The organism is Variovorax sp. NFACC27 (genome assembly GCF_048301545.1).
Classification (GTDB): Bacteria; Pseudomonadota; Gammaproteobacteria; order Burkholderiales; family Burkholderiaceae_C; genus Variovorax; species Variovorax gossypii.
In genome coordinates, this window is the sequence record NZ_CP157613.1 from 7,182,459 (window position 1) to 7,196,765 (window position 14,307).

Here is a 14,307-nt window from a genome sequence, read left to right on the forward strand (position 1 = left end):
AGCGGCACCGCAGTCAGGTTATACGCGAGCGATCATGTTTGCCTGTCGCTGTTGCTCTGCGTGGAAGCACTTGGACAAACAAACGCTCGCGGACTTCGGCCTTGACCCGCGTCTCGCGCGCGTGATAAGAACCGTCCCTCGCCTTCACCGAGGAGCGACGACGATGAAAAAAGATGGAGACAAGGGCGAGAACCTTTCGAGCTTTCCAGAAGGTTCTCGGACGTCCGCCCCACCCGGGCTCTCGCGCATCGCGTTCATGCGCGGCGCGCTGCGCGGCACGATCGCGCTGATCGCGGGCATCGCGGCGGTGGCTTCCATTCCCTACTGGGGTGGCGAGCACTTCCCGGTCACGAGCCTCGTGATCTACGTGGCTGGCATGGTGTTCGTCGCGATGCCGCTGTGCCTCTACTACGAGTCGCTGCTGCAGGCGCAGGAAGGCACGGCGCCCGAACAGCCTCAGCCCCAGTCTTCCGTCGCGCCCAGGCCCTTGCAGGCCTGAGCCCGCTGCGCCGGCTCAGGCCGCCGCAGCGGGCAGCAGCGTCGCGCGATGGCTGCGGATCGCCGAGGCGACGATCGGCATCAGCAGCGGCGTCTTCCCCGCGTCGAAGTCGCGTATCAGCTGGATGCGCATGCTCGGCGCCCAGAACGACTTCAGGTGCGCGGCGATCGCCTGCGTCGCGGCGCCCGAGTCGCTCGGCGACTGCGCCTGGAAGAAGGTGCCGATCTGGTTGGCCATCTTGACCAGCTGTGCCGAGTGATCGTGCTCCATGGGACTTTCTGAAAAATGTGTTGCTTGATGAAGTGATGAATCTTCAGCGCACGCTGTGCGGCTGTGCCGTGCGCAGCCTCTGCGGGTGGCTGTAGACGCCCAGGTCCTGCTCGCGCGCGAAGCCCACCAGCGTGAGGCCAGCGCGCTGCGCCGTGGCCACCGCGAAGGAGGTCGGCGCCGACACCGCCGCGAGCAGCGGCGCACCGGCCATCGCGGCCTTCTGCACCATCTCGAAGCTCGCGCGGCTGGTGACCGCGATGAAGCCGGCAGAGGCATCGACGTCGTTGGCCGCGAGCGCGCCGACCAGCTTGTCGAGCGCATTGTGGCGGCCCACGTCCTCGCGCAGCCACATCACCTCGCCGTCGTCCGAGCACCATGCGGCCGCGTGCACGGCGCCGGTGGCTTCCTGCAAGGTCTGCTGCGACGGCAGCTGCGACATCGCGCGGCCGATGGCCTCGCGCTCGAAGCGCACGGAGGCATCGTCCTGCAGCACCGGCAGCTCTCGCGAGACCTGCGTCAGGCTCTCGGTGCCGCACAGGCCGCAGCCGGTGCGCCCGGCCATCGAGCGGCGGCGCTGCTTCAGGCGCGTGAAGGCCGCGCCCGACACCTGCATGTGCACGGTGAAACCCAGCGCCGACTGCTCGGCCTCCACCGAATAGAGCTCGTGCGCCGCATCGAGGATGCCCTCGCTCAGCGAGAAGCCGAGCGCGAAGTCTTCCAGGTCGAGCGGCGTCGCGAGCATCACCGCGTGCGAGATGCCGTTGTATTCGAGCGCCACGGGCACCTCCTCGGCCACCCAGTCCTGCACGTCGAAGGGCCTGCCGCCGCGCACGCCGTGCACGGGCAACAGCTGCGCGCCTTCGCAGAACCGGACGGTGTCGGCATCGGTGGCCAGCATGTTCATGCGGGTCGCGTCCTCACTTGGCCGGAACCGTCTCGCCACCCTGCGGCGCCGATGCGGCAGCGAGCAACTCGTGCTGCGTGCGGTTGAAGCGGCTGTACTCCTGCTGCCAGGAAGAAGGCTGCATCACCGGCATCACCTGCACCGCCGTGACCTTGTACTCGGGGCAGTTGGTGGCCCAGTCGGAGTTGTCGGTGGTGATCACGTTCGCGCCCGACTCGGGGAAGTGGAAGGTGGTGTAGACCACGCCCGGCTGCACGCGCTCGGACACCGTGGCGCGCAGCACCGTTTCGCCCGCGCGGCTCTGGATGCCGACCCAGTCGCCTTCCTTCACGCCGCGCTCCTCCGCGTCGTGCGGATGGATCTCCAGCCGGTCCTCGCTGTGCCACTGGTTGTTCTCGGTGCGCCGCGTCTGCGCGCCCACGTTGTACTGCGAGAGGATGCGCCCGGTGGTCAGCAGCAGCGGGAACTTGCGCGTGACCTTCTCATCCGTCGCCACGTACTGCGTGACGATGAACTTGCCCTTGCCGCGCACGAAGCGGTCGATGTGCATGGTGGGCGTGCCGTCGGGCGCGTTCTCGTTGCAGGGCCACTGGATGCTGCCGAGCTCGTCGAGGCGCTTGTAGCTCACTCCGTGGAAGGTGGGCGTGAGCGCGGCGATCTCGTCCATGATCTCTTCCGGGCTCTTGTAGTCCATCGGATAGCCGAGGGCCTGCGCGAGCTTCACCGTCACTTCCCAGTCGGCAAGGCCGGCCTTGGGCGGCATCACCTTGCGCACGCGGGAGATGCGGCGCTCGGCGTTGGTGAAGGTGCCGTCCTTTTCCAGGAACGAAGAGCCCGGCAGGAACACGTGCGCGTACTTGGCGGTCTCGTTGAGGAAGATGTCCTGCACCACCACGCACTCCATGCCCATCATCGCGGCCGCCACGTGCTGCGTGTTCGGGTCGGACTGCACGATGTCCTCGCCCTCGCAGTACAGGCCCTTGAAGCTGCCGCCGATGGCTGCATCGAACATGTTGGGAATGCGCAGGCCCGGCTCGGGGTTGATCTGCACGCCCCAGGCCGACTCGAACGTGGCGCGCGTGGTGCTGTCCGACACGTGCCGGTAGCCCGGCAGCTCGTGCGGGAACGAACCCATGTCGCAGGAGCCCTGCACGTTGTTCTGGCCGCGCAGCGGATTCACGCCCACGCCCTCGCGGCCGACGTTGCCGGTGACCATGGCGAGATTGGCGATGCCCATCACCGTGGTCGAGCCCTGGCTGTGCTCGGTCACGCCCAGGCCGTAGTAGATGGCGCCGTTGCCCGCCGTGGCGAAGAGGCGCGCGGCGGCGCGCATCTCGGCCGCCGGCACGCCCGTCACCGCCTCGGTGGCCTCGGGCGACTGCTCGGGGCGCTCCACGTACGACTTCCATTCCTTGAAAGAGGCCGAGTCGCAGCGTTCGGCGACGAAGTCGTCGGCCATCAGCCCTTCGGTGACGATGACGTGCGCCAGCGCCGTGACCACGGCCACGTTGGTGCCGGGCCGCAGCTGCAGGTGATGCGCGGCCTTGATGTGCGGCGACTTCACGATGTCGATGCGGCGCGGATCGACCACGATCAGCTTCGCGCCCTGGCGCAGCCGCTTCTTCATGCGCGATGCGAACACCGGGTGGCCATCGGTCGGGTTGGCGCCGATCACCATGATGACGTCGGACTTGTCCACCGACGCGAAGGTCTGCGTGCCCGCCGACTCGCCCAGCGTCTGCTTCAGGCCATAGCCCGTGGGCGAATGGCACACGCGCGCGCAGGTGTCGACGTTGTTGTTGCCGAAGGCGGCGCGCACCAGCTTCTGGACCAGGTAGGTTTCCTCGTTGGTGCAGCGCGACGAGGTGATGCCGCCGATGGAGTCCTTGCCGTACTTGGCCTGCAGGCGCTTGAACTCGCTGGCGGCATAGTTGATGGCCGTGTCCCAGCTCACCTCCTGCCACGGGTCGGTGATGTTCTTGCGGATCATCGGCTTGAGCATGCGGTCCTGGTGCGTGGCGTAGCCCCAGGCGAAGCGGCCCTTCACGCAGGAGTGGCCTTCGTTGGCCTTGCCGTCCTTCCACGGAACCATGCGCACGACCTCGTTGCCCTTCATCTCGGCCTTGAAGGCGCAGCCCACGCCGCAGTAGGCGCAGGTGGTGATCACGCTGTGCTCGGGCTGGCCGAGCCAGATCACCGACTTTTCCTGCAGCGTGGCGGTGGGGCAGGCCTCGACGCAGGCGCCGCAGCTCACGCACTCCGAATCCATGAAGGCCTCGTCCTGGCCCGGCGACACGCGCGACTCGAAGCCGCGGCCGCTGATGGTCAGCGCGAAGGTGCCCTGCGTTTCCTCGCAGGCGCGCACGCAGCGGTTGCAGACGATGCACTTCGACGGGTCGTAGCTGAAGTACGGGTTCGATTCGTCCTTCTCGCTCTTGAGGTGGTTGGCGCCATCGAAGCCGTAGCGCACGTTGCGCAGGCCGGTGACGCCCGCCATGTCCTGCAGCTCGCAGTTGCCGTTGGCCGAGCAGGTGAGGCAGTCGAGCGGGTGGTCGGAGATGTAGAGCTCCATCACGCCCTTGCGCAGATCCTGCAGCTTCGGCGTCTGGGTGCGCACCTTCATGCCAGCTTCGGCCGGCGTTGTGCACGAGGCCGGGAAGCCCCTGCGCCCCTCGATCTCGACCAGGCACAGCCGGCACGAACCGAAGGGCTCCAGGCTGTCGGTGGCGCAGAGCTTGGGCACCTGGATGCCCGCATCCACCGCCGCGCGCATCAGCGAAGTGCCCGCGGGCACCGTGACTTCGTTGCCATCGATCTCCAGCGTCACCTCGCGCTCGGATTCGCGCTTGGGAGTGCCGTAGTCGATGTCCTTGAGATGGTCCAACATGTCTTTAGCTTTCTCTCTGATCTGGCAATTCACCACGGCTGTGCGAAGCGCAAACCGACTCCTTCACACCTGCGGCGCCCGCACCTGGGTCGCGGAACACCGTGGAACCGGGTTTGCCGGGCCACCGGTGTTGCCCCCTTGAGGGGGAGGCGGCTACACGAAGTGAGCAAGCAACGGGGATGGGCATATCACGCAGCCTTGCGGTCAGGCGCTTCGATTCCGAAGTCCTGCGGGAAATGGTCCAGCGCCGAGAGCACCGGGAACGGCGTCATGCCGCCCATGGCGCACAGCGAGCCGTGGACCATCGTGTCGCACAGGTCGCGCAGCAGCATCACCTGCTGCGGTCGGTTCTGGTTGCCGCGGATCTTGTCGATCACCTCGACGCCGCGCGTCGAGCCGATGCGGCAGGGCGTGCACTTGCCGCACGACTCCAATGCGCAGAACTCCATCGCGTAGCGCGCGAGCTTCGACAGGTCGGCCGTGTCGTCGTGCACCACGATGCCGCCGTGGCCCACCGTGCCGCCGACGGCCGCGTAGGCCTCGTAATCGAGCGGCAGGTCCCACTTCGATTCGGGCAGGTAGGCGCCCAGCGGCCCGCCGACCTGCACCGCCTTGATCGGCCGGCCCGAGGCCGAGCCGCCGCCGTAGTCGTAGAGCAGCTCGCGCAGCGTGACGCCGAAGGCCTTCTCGACCAGGCCGCCGTACTTGATGTTGCCGGCCAGCTGCATCGGCAGCGTGCCGCGCGAGCGGCCCACGCCGTAGTCGCGGTAGAAGGCCGCGCCGCGCGCCAGGATCAGCGGCACGCTGGCCAGCGTGATGACGTTGTTGATGAGCGTGGGCTGGCCGAACAGGCCTTCGATGGCCGGCAGCGGCGGCTTGGCGCGCACGATGCCGCGCTTGCCCTCCAGGCTCTCGAGCAGCGCAGTTTCCTCGCCGCACACGTACGAGCCCGCGCCCTTGCGCACCGCGAGCGAGAAGCGCTTGCCCGAACGCAGGATGTTGTCGCCGAGGAAGCCCGCGGCCTCCGCGACGCGGATGGCCTCGTTCAGCGTCGCGATCGCATGCGGGTACTCCGAACGCACGTAGATGTAGCCCTGCGTCGCGCCGGTGGCGAGGCCCGCGATGGTCATGCCCTCGATCAGCATGAAGGGGTCGCCCTCCATGGTCATGCGGTCGGAGAAGGTGCCCGAATCGCCCTCGTCGGCGTTGCAGACGATGTACTTCTGCGCCGCCGCCGTGCCCAGCACTGTCTTCCACTTGATGCCCGCCGGGAAGGCCGCGCCGCCGCGTCCGCGCAGGCCCGAGTCGAGCACCTGCTGCACGATCTCCTCGGGCGCAAGCGCCAGCGCACGGCGCAGGCCGGCGAAGCCCTCGTAGGCCTGGTAGTCGGTGAGCGACACCGGGTCGGTGATGCCCATGCGCGAGAAGGTCAGGCGCTCCTGCTTCTTCAGGTACGGAATCTCTTCGGTCGGGCCGAGCGCGAGCGGGTGCCTGCCGCCGGTGAGGAAGCCGGCGTCGAACAGGGCGGCCACGTCGTCGGGCGTCACCGGTCCGTAGGCCATGCGGCCGGCGGGCGTGTTCACCTCGACCAGCGGCTCGAGCCAGAACATGCCGCGCGAACCGTTGCGCACCAGCTCGAGCATCAGGCCGCGCGCCGCGGCCTCCTTGGCGATACATCGGGCCACGCGGTCTGCGCCGGCAGCGAGCGCGGCCGAATCGCGCGGAACGTAGACGGTGATCGTGCTCATGCACGGCCTCCTTCGGTCTGCGCGACCAATGCGTCGAACCCCTTGGCCGTCATGCGCGCATACGGCTGCTCGTCCAGCGTCATCGCGGGCGACGAGGCGCACAGGCCGAGGCAGAAGGCCGGCTCCAGCGTGAACGCGCCGTCCTTCGTCGTGCCGTGCGCGCTGCAACCCAGGCGCAGCTCGGCGTGCGCGAGCAATGCATCCGCGCCCATCGACTGGCAGGCCTCGGCGCGGCAGATCTGGATCACGTGCCGGCCCGCGGGCTGGCTGCGGAAGTGGTGGTAGTAGGTGACGACGCCGTGCACCTCGGCGCGCGAGAGGTTCTGCGCCTCCGCGATCACCGGCACCGCGTCGGCGGGGATGTAGCCGAGTGCGTCCTGCACGTCGTGCAGTATCGGCAGCAGCGCGCCGGGCTCGTCCGCATGCAGCTGAAGGATGCGCTGCACGGCCGCGAGTTCGTCCGTGTCGTGCTGCCCTTGCCGCGCCTGCTGAACCTGTTCTGGTTTCATGGTCCGTCCGATCTGCTCCGTTGCCGTCAGCTTGCAAGCGGAGCTGTTTTCATCGTGGTTCTGTCACGGGTTCGACGTCGTTGGATTCGACGCGAATCCCGTGGTCATCCGCTTGGGGATCAATGTCGATGAATCGGGCGTCGGGGGCCTTGACACAAGTCAATTTCCGCCGAAACAAGCACGGTGCCAATGCGCACAAACCCTGCGGCCACGCGGGGTTTCAATGCGCCCAACCCTGCGGCCGCGCAGGGTTTCAATGCGCACACCCCTGCGGCCGCGCAGGGTTTCGGAAGGACCGGAAAGACCCTATCGGGTGGAGGCTTCGCGCGCCCTCTGCAGCTGCGCTTCGGCCTGCGCGTCGTCGACCTCGCCGACGACCTTCGCGGGGCGGCCCGCGATGCGCGAGCGGTCGGGAAAGACCTTGCCCTCGGTGAGCAGCGAGCCCGACTCGACGACGCACCCTCGGCCCACCACCGAGCCGTTGAGCGCGATGGTGTGCTCTCCGATCACCGCGCCGTCGCCCACGGTGCAGCCGTGCAGCATCACGTGGGGCTCCACCGTCACGTCGGCGCCGATGGTCAGCGGATAGCCCGGGTCCGCGTGCAGCATCACGCCCGCCTGCACGTGGCTGCCGCGGCCGACCTTGATGGGCTCGTTGTCGCCGCGCAGCACCGAGTGCGCGCCGATGCGGCTGCCGGGCGCGAGCACGACCTGGCCGATCACGCTGGCGCTCTCGGCCACGCGGGCGCTGGCGTCGATGTCCGGTTCATGCGCGTCAAGTCGGTAGATCGTCACTGCGGGGGCTCCTGTTCATCGGCAAAAAGCCCCGCCATCTTCATGGCGGGGCTGTGTGGGGGGAAGGAATGTCCGGATGGTACCGGCGATGGCGGCCTGAAGTTGTTCTATTCGGTACGGCTCGCCTCGATGTGCTTGCGGCGCATCGGCCGCAGCACGAACCAGGCCATGAGCGCGGCGAGCGCATTGACCGCGCTGGCCGCGATGAAGACGGCCTGCCAGCTGCCGGTGGAGGCGGCCAGCACGCTCGACAGCGGCACCAGCAGGGAGGCCGTGCCCTTGGCGGTGTAGAGCATGCCGGCGTTCGATGCCGCGAACTTGGAGCCGAAGGTGTCGGCGCAGGTCGAGGGGAACAGGCTGTAGATCTCGCCCCAGGCGAAGAACACGATGCCGGTGAGGATCACGAAGAGGATCGGGTTCTGGCCGTAGTGGTAGAGCATCAGGATGCCGACCGACTCGATCGCGAAGGCGATGAACATGGTCTGCTCGCGGCCGATCTTGTCCGACACCCAGCCGAAGAAGGGCCGCGTGAGGCCGTTGAGCACGCGGTCGATGGCCAGCGCGAAGGTCAGCGCAGGCAGCACCAGGCCCATGATGTTCACCGGCACGTCGATGATCTTGAAGTCCTTGGCGATGGGCGCGAGCTGCGCGGTGGCCATCAGGCCGCCGGCCGCCACCATCACGAACATCGCGTACATCACCCAGAACACCGGCGAGCGCAGTACCTCGGACGGCGCGTAGTCGCGGCGCGACTGCTGCACGTTGCGGCTTCCCGAAGCCTTTGCATGATCGGGAGCGCGGGTCAGCATCCATGCGAGCAGGAACACGATCAGTCCCTGCCCGATCCCAAAATAGAGAAACGCTGCTTCGTAGCCGCTGGACTTGATCATCGCGGAGATCGGGATGATCGTGAGCGCCGAGCCCGCGCCGAAGCCCGCCGCGGTCATGCCCGCCGCGAGGCCGCGCCGGTCGGGGAACCACTTGAGCGCATTGCCCACGCAGGTGCCGTAGACGGCGCCCGCGCCGATGCCCCCGACGGCCGCCGCGATGTACAGCAGCGCCAGCGAGTCGGCCACCGAGTTGAGCACCCAGCCGACGCCGCACAGCACACCGCCCACCAGCACCACGGGGCGTGGCCCGAAGCGGTCGACGAGGTAGCCCTCGATGGGCACGAGCCAGGTCTCGGTGAGGACGAAGATGGTGAACGCGACCTGGATCGCCGCGCGACTCCAGCCATGCTTGTCTGCGATCGGATTGACGAAAAGCGTCCAGCCGTACTGCAGGTTGGCGATCATCGCCATGCAGACGATGCCTATGAGCAATTGACCCCATCGGTACGCCTCGGATCGGGTCGCGCTGGCGCCATAGGTTTCGGACGGGGGGTACATCGCGGGGTTGGATCCTGCGATCGTGGAGGTGGGCCGAGTCATGGAGTTGTCCTTGGTGTTTTCGTTGAAATCCGACAGGCTGCAAAAGCAGGGCAATCAGTCGAGCGATCAGTGCGCATCGACGGGCGACGAGGCCTCGTTGACATCGATACACGGCATGGGAATCACCAGTTGTCTGCGCGTGGATGACTGTCGGACCGAGCGACTCAAAAACTCTTGACCTCAGTCAAGTTCACACGAATCGCGCTCTCTCGGAACCCCCGAGGTATCCCTATGAAATCGCACTGCATTCGATGCGCGAAGAGAGTGCTCTGCGAGACGCATCGAACGATGCGTTCGCGTTGCATGAATGAAGAGAAATCGACGACGGAACTTCGATGATTTCCGCGTGATGCTTGCGCGATGCAAGCGACGGTTCGCGCGATGTTTTCGATGGCTTCGCGATGCGCGTTGCGCGTGCATCCGATGCTCTTTCGAACGGCTCTGGCAGAGGCTCCGACAGAGGCTATGGCAGCGGAACCCGAGGCGTATCCGGCGCCTGGTCCGGCAAGGAAAAATTGACCTAGGTCAAGAAACGCAAAAATCGCGTTTGCTCTCGTCTAGGGTAAACCCTAAAATTCAGGGTAATCCCTTCGGTCTTTCCGATTCAGTTTCAGATTCTTTTTTTTGGAGCACTCAATGAGCCACACCACCATCGATTCCAACGCACTGCGCGCCCCCGCTTCCTCGTCGACCGCCGGCAACATCATGCGCGAGCTGTTCGCCGTGATGCCCATCGTGATCTTCTACAAGGCCGCGCGCACCGCACTGATGCAGCGCCGTTCGGCGCCCGTGCAGCGTTGAGCCGCAACGCCGGATTTACTTCTCCCGAAGAGCGCGCGCGATTCAGTCGCCGCGCTCTTTTTCTTTCTAGCCCTCGAAGGGCACGATCTGCGAGATCAGCGAGGGCCCGTCGCTCAGCAGGAAGTCCTTGAAGGCCTGCGCCACCGGCGGCAGCCGCTTGCTGCGCCGATGCACCACGTACCAGTTGAGCATCAGAGGAAAGCCCTCGACGTCGAGCACGCGAAGGCTACCCGCGCGCAGCTCCTGGCTCACGGTATGCGCCGACACGAAGCTCACGCCCATGCCCGCGATCACGGCCTGCTTGATGGTCTCGGTGCTGCGGATCTCCATCGCGATGTTGATGCCGCTCAGGTCGCCGCCGAAGCCGTCTTCCATCGAATGCCAGGTGTCGGACGCCTTCTCGCGCACCACGAAGGGCTCGCGCATCAGACGTTGCACCGCAATCCGTTTCTCGCCCACCAGCGGATGGCCCGGCGCCGCGACGATCACGTAAGGGTGCGGCGCGAAAGGCTGGTTGACGGTGTCGAGATCGGTGGGCGGGCGCACCATGATCGCCAGGTCCGTGAGGTTCTCGGCGATGTGGGTCAAAAGCCCCGCTCGGTTGTGCACGGTGAAGTTCAGAGTCACGCCCTGGTGGCGGCTCGCGAACTCGACCAGCAGGCGCGGAAAGAAGTAGTCGCCCGCGCTGATCACGCCCACGTTGAGCTTGCCGCCCGAGACGCCCTTGAACTGCATCATCGCGTTCTCTGCAGCCTCGAACTGCTGGATGATCGCGCGGCTGATCTGCAGCAGCTCGCTGCCCGCGGCCGTGAGATACACCTTCTTGCCGAACTGCTCGAAGAGCGCATTGCCCGCGTGCTCCTCGAGCTTGCGCACCTGCGTGGAAACGGCGGGCTGCGTGAGGTGCAGCTCCTCGGCCGCGCGCGAGAAGCTCAACAGCCGTGCCACCGCCTCGAAGACCTTCAGCTGGCGCAGGGTCGCGTGCTTCATGGGGGCCGCCTGCTGCAGCACTCAGCGCGGTATTCGGGCAACGTGCAGCAGGTTGGTGGTGCCCGACTGCCCGAAGGGCAGGCCCGCCACCACCACCACGTCGTCGCCCTCTTTCGCGAAGCCTTCGGCGCGCGCCGTGCGGCAGGCACAGTCGATCATCTCGCCCACGTCGTGCACGTCGTCCACCAGCACCGCGTGCACGCCCCAGACCATCGCCATGCGGCGCGCCGCGGCGATGTCGGGCGTGAGGCTCAGGATGGGCACTGCAGGGCGCTCGCGCGCGGCGCGCAGGCTCGTGAAACCTGAGGAGGTATAGGTCACGGTGGCCGCCGGCGCGAGCAGCGAAGCCACCTGGCGCAGCGAGGCGCACACGGCGTCGGCCGTGGTCGACAGCGCCGCATCGTGCGTGGCGTCGATGCCCGCGCGGTATGACGGGTCGGCCTCCACGCGCGCGATGATGCGGTCCATCATCGCGACCGCCTCGAACGGATACTTGCCGGAGGCCGACTCGGCCGAGAGCATCACCGCATCGACGCCGTCGTACACGGCTGTCGCCACGTCGGACACCTCTGCGCGCGTGGGCACCGGCGAGGCGATCATCGATTCGAGCATCTGCGTCGCCACCACCACCGGCTTTCCGCGCTTGCGGCAGGCGCGCACGATCAGCCTCTGCAGCTCGGGCACCTGCTCCGGCGGCAGCTCCACGCCGAGGTCGCCGCGCGCCACCATGATGCCGTCGCACAGCGCGACGATCGCGTCCAGGTGCTCGATGGCCGCCGGCTTCTCCAGCTTGGCCATGATCCAGGCGCGCGAGCCGATGATGGCGCGCGCTTCCTCGATGTCCTCGGGCCGCTGCACGAAAGAGAGCGCGACCCAGTCCACGCCCATCGACAGGCCGAAAGCCAGGTCGTCGCGGTCCTTCGGCGTGAGCGGCGAGATCGGCAGCAGCACGCTGGGCACGTTGACGCCCTTGCGGTCCGAGATCGGGCCGCCGACCAGCACCGTGGTCTCGGCGAAGTCGGGGCCGTGGCTGTCCACGCGCAGACGCAGCTTGCCGTCGTCGAGCAGCAGCTCGGTGCCGTCCTGCAGCGCGGCGAAGATTTCCGGATGCGGCAGCGGCGCGCGGCGTGCATTGCCTGCTGCCTTGTCCATGTCGAGCCTGAAGCGCGCGCCCGCATCGAGCTGCGCGCGGCCGCCCTCGAAGGTGCCCAGGCGCAGCTTCGGCCCCTGCAGGTCGAGCAGGATGCCGATGGGCCGGCCCGACTCCCGCTCCAGGCGGCGGATGGTCTCGAGGCGCCGCGCGTGGTCGTGCTGCGTGCCGTGGCTGAAGTTGAGCCTGAACACGTCCACGCCGCGCTCGAACAGCTCGCGGATGGCCGGCTCCTCGGTGGTGGACGGGCCGAGGGTGGCGACGATCCTGGCGCTGCGCGTGCGTCTCATCGACGGACCTCGGGATCCAGGGTATTGCTCCCTCTCCCCTCGGGGAGAGGGCGGGGGTGAGGGCCGACGGCGGTGATCGAGGCGGGGTGCGCGCGAAGGCCACCCCCCTCACCCCAACCCTCTCCCCAAGGGGAGAGGGAGCAAGGCATCGCGCTCATGCCGCGATCTCGTGCAGCTTCACGCGACCGCGCTGGTCTTCCATGGTGCGCGCGAGCAGCTTCACGAGGCTGTAGACGGTGTCGATGTGCGGCGTGGGCGTCTCGGTGAGCCGGGCCAGCTCGACCACCGCGCCGACCAGCGCGTCGATCTCGGGCGCGCGGCCCGCTTCCACGTCCTGCAGCATCGAGGTCTTGTGCTTGCCGACTTTCTCCGCGCCCGCGATGCGCTTCTCGAGCGTCACGCGAAACTCGATGCCGAGCTTGTGCGCGACGGCCTGGGCCTCGCGCATCATCGCGGCGGCCAGCTCGCGCGAAGGCGGGTACTGGCAGATGTCGACGAGGGTCGAGTGCGAGAGGCTGCTGATCGGGTTGAAGGTCAGGTTGCCCCACAGCTTGAGCCAGATCTCGGCGCGGATGTTGTCGAGCACCGGCGCCTTGAAGCCCGCGCCGGTAAAGCAGGCCGAGACGCTGTTCACGCGCTCGCTCGCGGAGCCGTCGAGCTCGCCGACCGGAAAGCGGTCGCCCTCGATGTGCTTGACCACGCCGGGCGCGATGAGCTCCGACGCCGGATAGACCACGCAGCCGATCACGCGCTGCGCCGGAATCTTCGCCGCGACGGTGCCCGAAGGATCGACGCTGCGCACCGGCGTGCCCTCGAGCGCGCCGCCGTGCTTGTGGAAGTACCAGTACGGGATGCCGTTCTGCATGGTCACGACCACCGTGTCGGGCCCGAAGAGCTTCGGCACGTCGTTGGCCACGGCCTCGACCTGGTGGGCCTTCATCGCGAGCACGACGATGTCCTGCGGGCCGGCCTCGTCGTAGCGGTCGGTGGCCTTCACGTTGCGCGCCACCTGTTCCTCGCCCTCGGCCGAGACCAGCTTGATGCCGTTGCGCGATATGGCGTCGAGGTTGGCGCCGCGCACGATGAACGTGACGTCCTCGCCGGCCAGCGCGAGTTTTGCGCCGACCAGTCCGCCGATGGCGCCTGCGCCGATGATTGCAATCTTCATGTCGATCCCCAAGAGTTGAAATCCTTGCGCGACCCTTCTGCTGCGTTCAGCCGAAGCGGTTGCTGAGCTTTCCGATGCCGCCGATCTCGATCTCCACGAGGCTGCCGGGCTTCATGGAGCCGACGCCGACCGAGGTGCCGCAGAGGATCACGTCGCCGCGGTGCAGCGTCATGTCCTGCGAGATGAGGCTCACGAGCTGCTGCACCGAAAAGCGCATGTCGCTGATCGGATAGTCCTGGCGCACCTCGCCGTTGAGCAGCGTGGTCACGGTGAGCGTGGCGGGATCGAGGCCGGTGGCGACCACCGGGCCCATGGGGCAGAAGGTGTCGAAGCCCTTGGCGCGCACCCACTGCGCGAAGGAGGCGTCGCGGTTGAGGATGTCGGCCACCGTCACGTCGTTGGCGCAGGTGTAGCCGAACACATGGTCGAGCGCATTGGCTTCCGACACGGCGGTGGCGGTCTTGCCGATGACGATGCCGAGCTCGCCCTCGAACACGACCTTGCCGTCGCACAGCGGCTTGCGGATGGGCGCGCCGGGCGAAAGGTACGAGTTGGGCGTCTTCAGCAGATACAGCGGCTCGGCCGGCACCGGCAGGCTGAGCTTGGCGCCGAGCGCGTGGAAGTTGTTCCACAGCGCGATCACCTTGGTGGGCTCGGTCGGCGTGAGCAGCTGCAGCCCCTCCAGCGCGAACATGCGGCCGGTGGGCTCGGAGCTGCCGAACATGTCGCCCCGGCGTTCGTGCACGGCGTCGCCCTCGAGCGTGCCGAAGCCGATGCCGCCCGCGTGCTCGAAGCGGACCCATTTCCTCTGCTGGTGCTGCTGTTCCATGTTGTTATCTGCTTTCTGGATTGATGAGAATTCGGGC

At 67.4% G+C, this 14,307-nt stretch carries 13 protein-coding genes; 2 read left to right on the top strand and 11 right to left on the bottom strand.

Annotated features, from left to right (window positions below):
* Positions 1 to 163: 163 nt before the first annotated feature.
* Entirely contained in the window at positions 164 to 499 is a 336-nt protein-coding gene (locus tag ABL840_RS33695) for a hypothetical protein (RefSeq protein ID WP_240652167.1), read from the top strand.
* 15 nt (positions 500 to 514) lie between these two features.
* Here the strand turns inward: ABL840_RS33695 and ABL840_RS33700 are convergent, their stop codons facing one another.
* From ABL840_RS33700 to oxlT, 7 genes are all read right to left on the bottom strand, one after another.
* Positions 515 to 769, bottom strand: coding sequence for a formate dehydrogenase subunit delta (locus tag ABL840_RS33700; protein ID WP_093206563.1), 255 nt, complete (start codon positions 767 to 769; stop codon positions 515 to 517).
* Between the two features lie 43 nt (positions 770 to 812).
* Positions 813 to 1,667 (bottom strand): formate dehydrogenase accessory sulfurtransferase FdhD, encoded by an 855-nt coding sequence (fdhD, locus tag ABL840_RS33705; protein ID WP_418116384.1) that lies wholly within the window; start codon positions 1,665 to 1,667, stop codon positions 813 to 815.
* Between the two features lie 19 nt (positions 1,668 to 1,686).
* The gene (fdhF, locus tag ABL840_RS33710) at positions 1,687 to 4,560 is read right to left on the bottom strand and encodes a formate dehydrogenase subunit alpha (RefSeq protein WP_093304423.1); all 2,874 of its coding nucleotides are present in this window, start codon (positions 4,558 to 4,560) and stop codon (positions 1,687 to 1,689) included.
* Positions 4,561 to 4,748: 188 nt separating this feature from the next.
* Positions 4,749 to 6,308, bottom strand: a complete 1,560-nt coding sequence (locus ABL840_RS33715) for a formate dehydrogenase beta subunit (RefSeq protein ID WP_093304426.1) — start codon at positions 6,306 to 6,308, stop codon at positions 4,749 to 4,751.
* Positions 6,305 to 6,817 (bottom strand): formate dehydrogenase subunit gamma, encoded by a 513-nt coding sequence (locus ABL840_RS33720; RefSeq protein ID WP_093206559.1) that lies wholly within the window; start codon positions 6,815 to 6,817, stop codon positions 6,305 to 6,307. The genes ABL840_RS33715 and ABL840_RS33720 overlap by 4 nt, the downstream gene beginning before the upstream one ends.
* 306 nt (positions 6,818 to 7,123) lie before the next feature.
* Positions 7,124 to 7,612 (bottom strand): gamma carbonic anhydrase family protein, encoded by a 489-nt coding sequence (locus ABL840_RS33725; protein WP_093304429.1) that lies wholly within the window; start codon positions 7,610 to 7,612, stop codon positions 7,124 to 7,126.
* A 107-nt stretch (positions 7,613 to 7,719) separates the two neighbouring features.
* The gene (oxlT, locus tag ABL840_RS33730; protein ID WP_371287213.1) at positions 7,720 to 9,000 is read right to left on the bottom strand and encodes an oxalate/formate MFS antiporter; all 1,281 of its coding nucleotides are present in this window, start codon (positions 8,998 to 9,000) and stop codon (positions 7,720 to 7,722) included.
* A 678-nt stretch (positions 9,001 to 9,678) separates the two neighbouring features.
* Between oxlT and ABL840_RS33735 the strand changes: the two genes are divergently transcribed.
* A complete protein-coding gene (locus ABL840_RS33735; RefSeq protein ID WP_170217133.1) occupies positions 9,679 to 9,843 on the top strand; it encodes a hypothetical protein in 165 nt (54 codons plus the stop codon).
* 66 nt (positions 9,844 to 9,909) lie between these two features.
* Here ABL840_RS33735 and ABL840_RS33740 read toward each other — a convergent pair whose 3' ends face one another.
* The 4 genes from ABL840_RS33740 to ABL840_RS33755 all read right to left on the bottom strand — a co-directional run bounded on the left by ABL840_RS33740 (position 9,910) and on the right by ABL840_RS33755 (position 14,270).
* A complete protein-coding gene (locus ABL840_RS33740; protein ID WP_093206557.1) occupies positions 9,910 to 10,833 on the bottom strand; it encodes a LysR family transcriptional regulator in 924 nt (307 codons plus the stop codon).
* Positions 10,834 to 10,854: 21 nt separating this feature from the next.
* Positions 10,855 to 12,273, bottom strand: coding sequence for a pyruvate kinase (pyk, locus tag ABL840_RS33745; RefSeq protein WP_093206556.1), 1,419 nt, complete (start codon positions 12,271 to 12,273; stop codon positions 10,855 to 10,857).
* Positions 12,274 to 12,427: 154 nt separating this feature from the next.
* Positions 12,428 to 13,441, bottom strand: a complete 1,014-nt coding sequence (locus ABL840_RS33750; RefSeq protein WP_093304743.1) for a 2-dehydropantoate 2-reductase — start codon at positions 13,439 to 13,441, stop codon at positions 12,428 to 12,430.
* 46 nt (positions 13,442 to 13,487) lie between these two features.
* On the bottom strand, positions 13,488 to 14,270 hold the full coding sequence (locus tag ABL840_RS33755) for a fumarylacetoacetate hydrolase family protein (RefSeq protein ID WP_093304435.1): 783 nt from the start codon (positions 14,268 to 14,270) through the stop codon (positions 13,488 to 13,490).
* Positions 14,271 to 14,307: the final 37 nt, after the last annotated feature.

Coding starts and splice junctions, on each gene's coding strand:
- ABL840_RS33695 (WP_240652167.1), top strand. CDS start 164: ATGAAAAAAGATGGAGACAAGGGCGAGAACCTTTCGAGCTTTCCAGAA.
- ABL840_RS33700 (WP_093206563.1), bottom strand. CDS start 769: ATGGAGCACGATCACTCGGCACAGCTGGTCAAGATGGCCAACCAGATC.
- fdhD (WP_418116384.1), bottom strand. CDS start 1,667: ATGCTGGCCACCGATGCCGACACCGTCCGGTTCTGCGAAGGCGCGCAG.
- fdhF (WP_093304423.1), bottom strand. CDS start 4,560: ATGTTGGACCATCTCAAGGACATCGACTACGGCACTCCCAAGCGCGAA.
- ABL840_RS33715 (WP_093304426.1), bottom strand. CDS start 6,308: ATGAGCACGATCACCGTCTACGTTCCGCGCGATTCGGCCGCGCTCGCT.
- ABL840_RS33720 (WP_093206559.1), bottom strand. CDS start 6,817: ATGAAACCAGAACAGGTTCAGCAGGCGCGGCAAGGGCAGCACGACACG.
- oxlT (WP_371287213.1), bottom strand. CDS start 9,000: ATGTACCCCCCGTCCGAAACCTATGGCGCCAGCGCGACCCGATCCGAG.
- ABL840_RS33735 (WP_170217133.1), top strand. CDS start 9,679: ATGAGCCACACCACCATCGATTCCAACGCACTGCGCGCCCCCGCTTCC.
- ABL840_RS33740 (WP_093206557.1), bottom strand. CDS start 10,833: ATGAAGCACGCGACCCTGCGCCAGCTGAAGGTCTTCGAGGCGGTGGCA.
- pyk (WP_093206556.1), bottom strand. CDS start 12,273: ATGAGACGCACGCGCAGCGCCAGGATCGTCGCCACCCTCGGCCCGTCC.
- ABL840_RS33750 (WP_093304743.1), bottom strand. CDS start 13,441: ATGAAGATTGCAATCATCGGCGCAGGCGCCATCGGCGGACTGGTCGGC.
- ABL840_RS33755 (WP_093304435.1), bottom strand. CDS start 14,270: ATGGAACAGCAGCACCAGCAGAGGAAATGGGTCCGCTTCGAGCACGCG.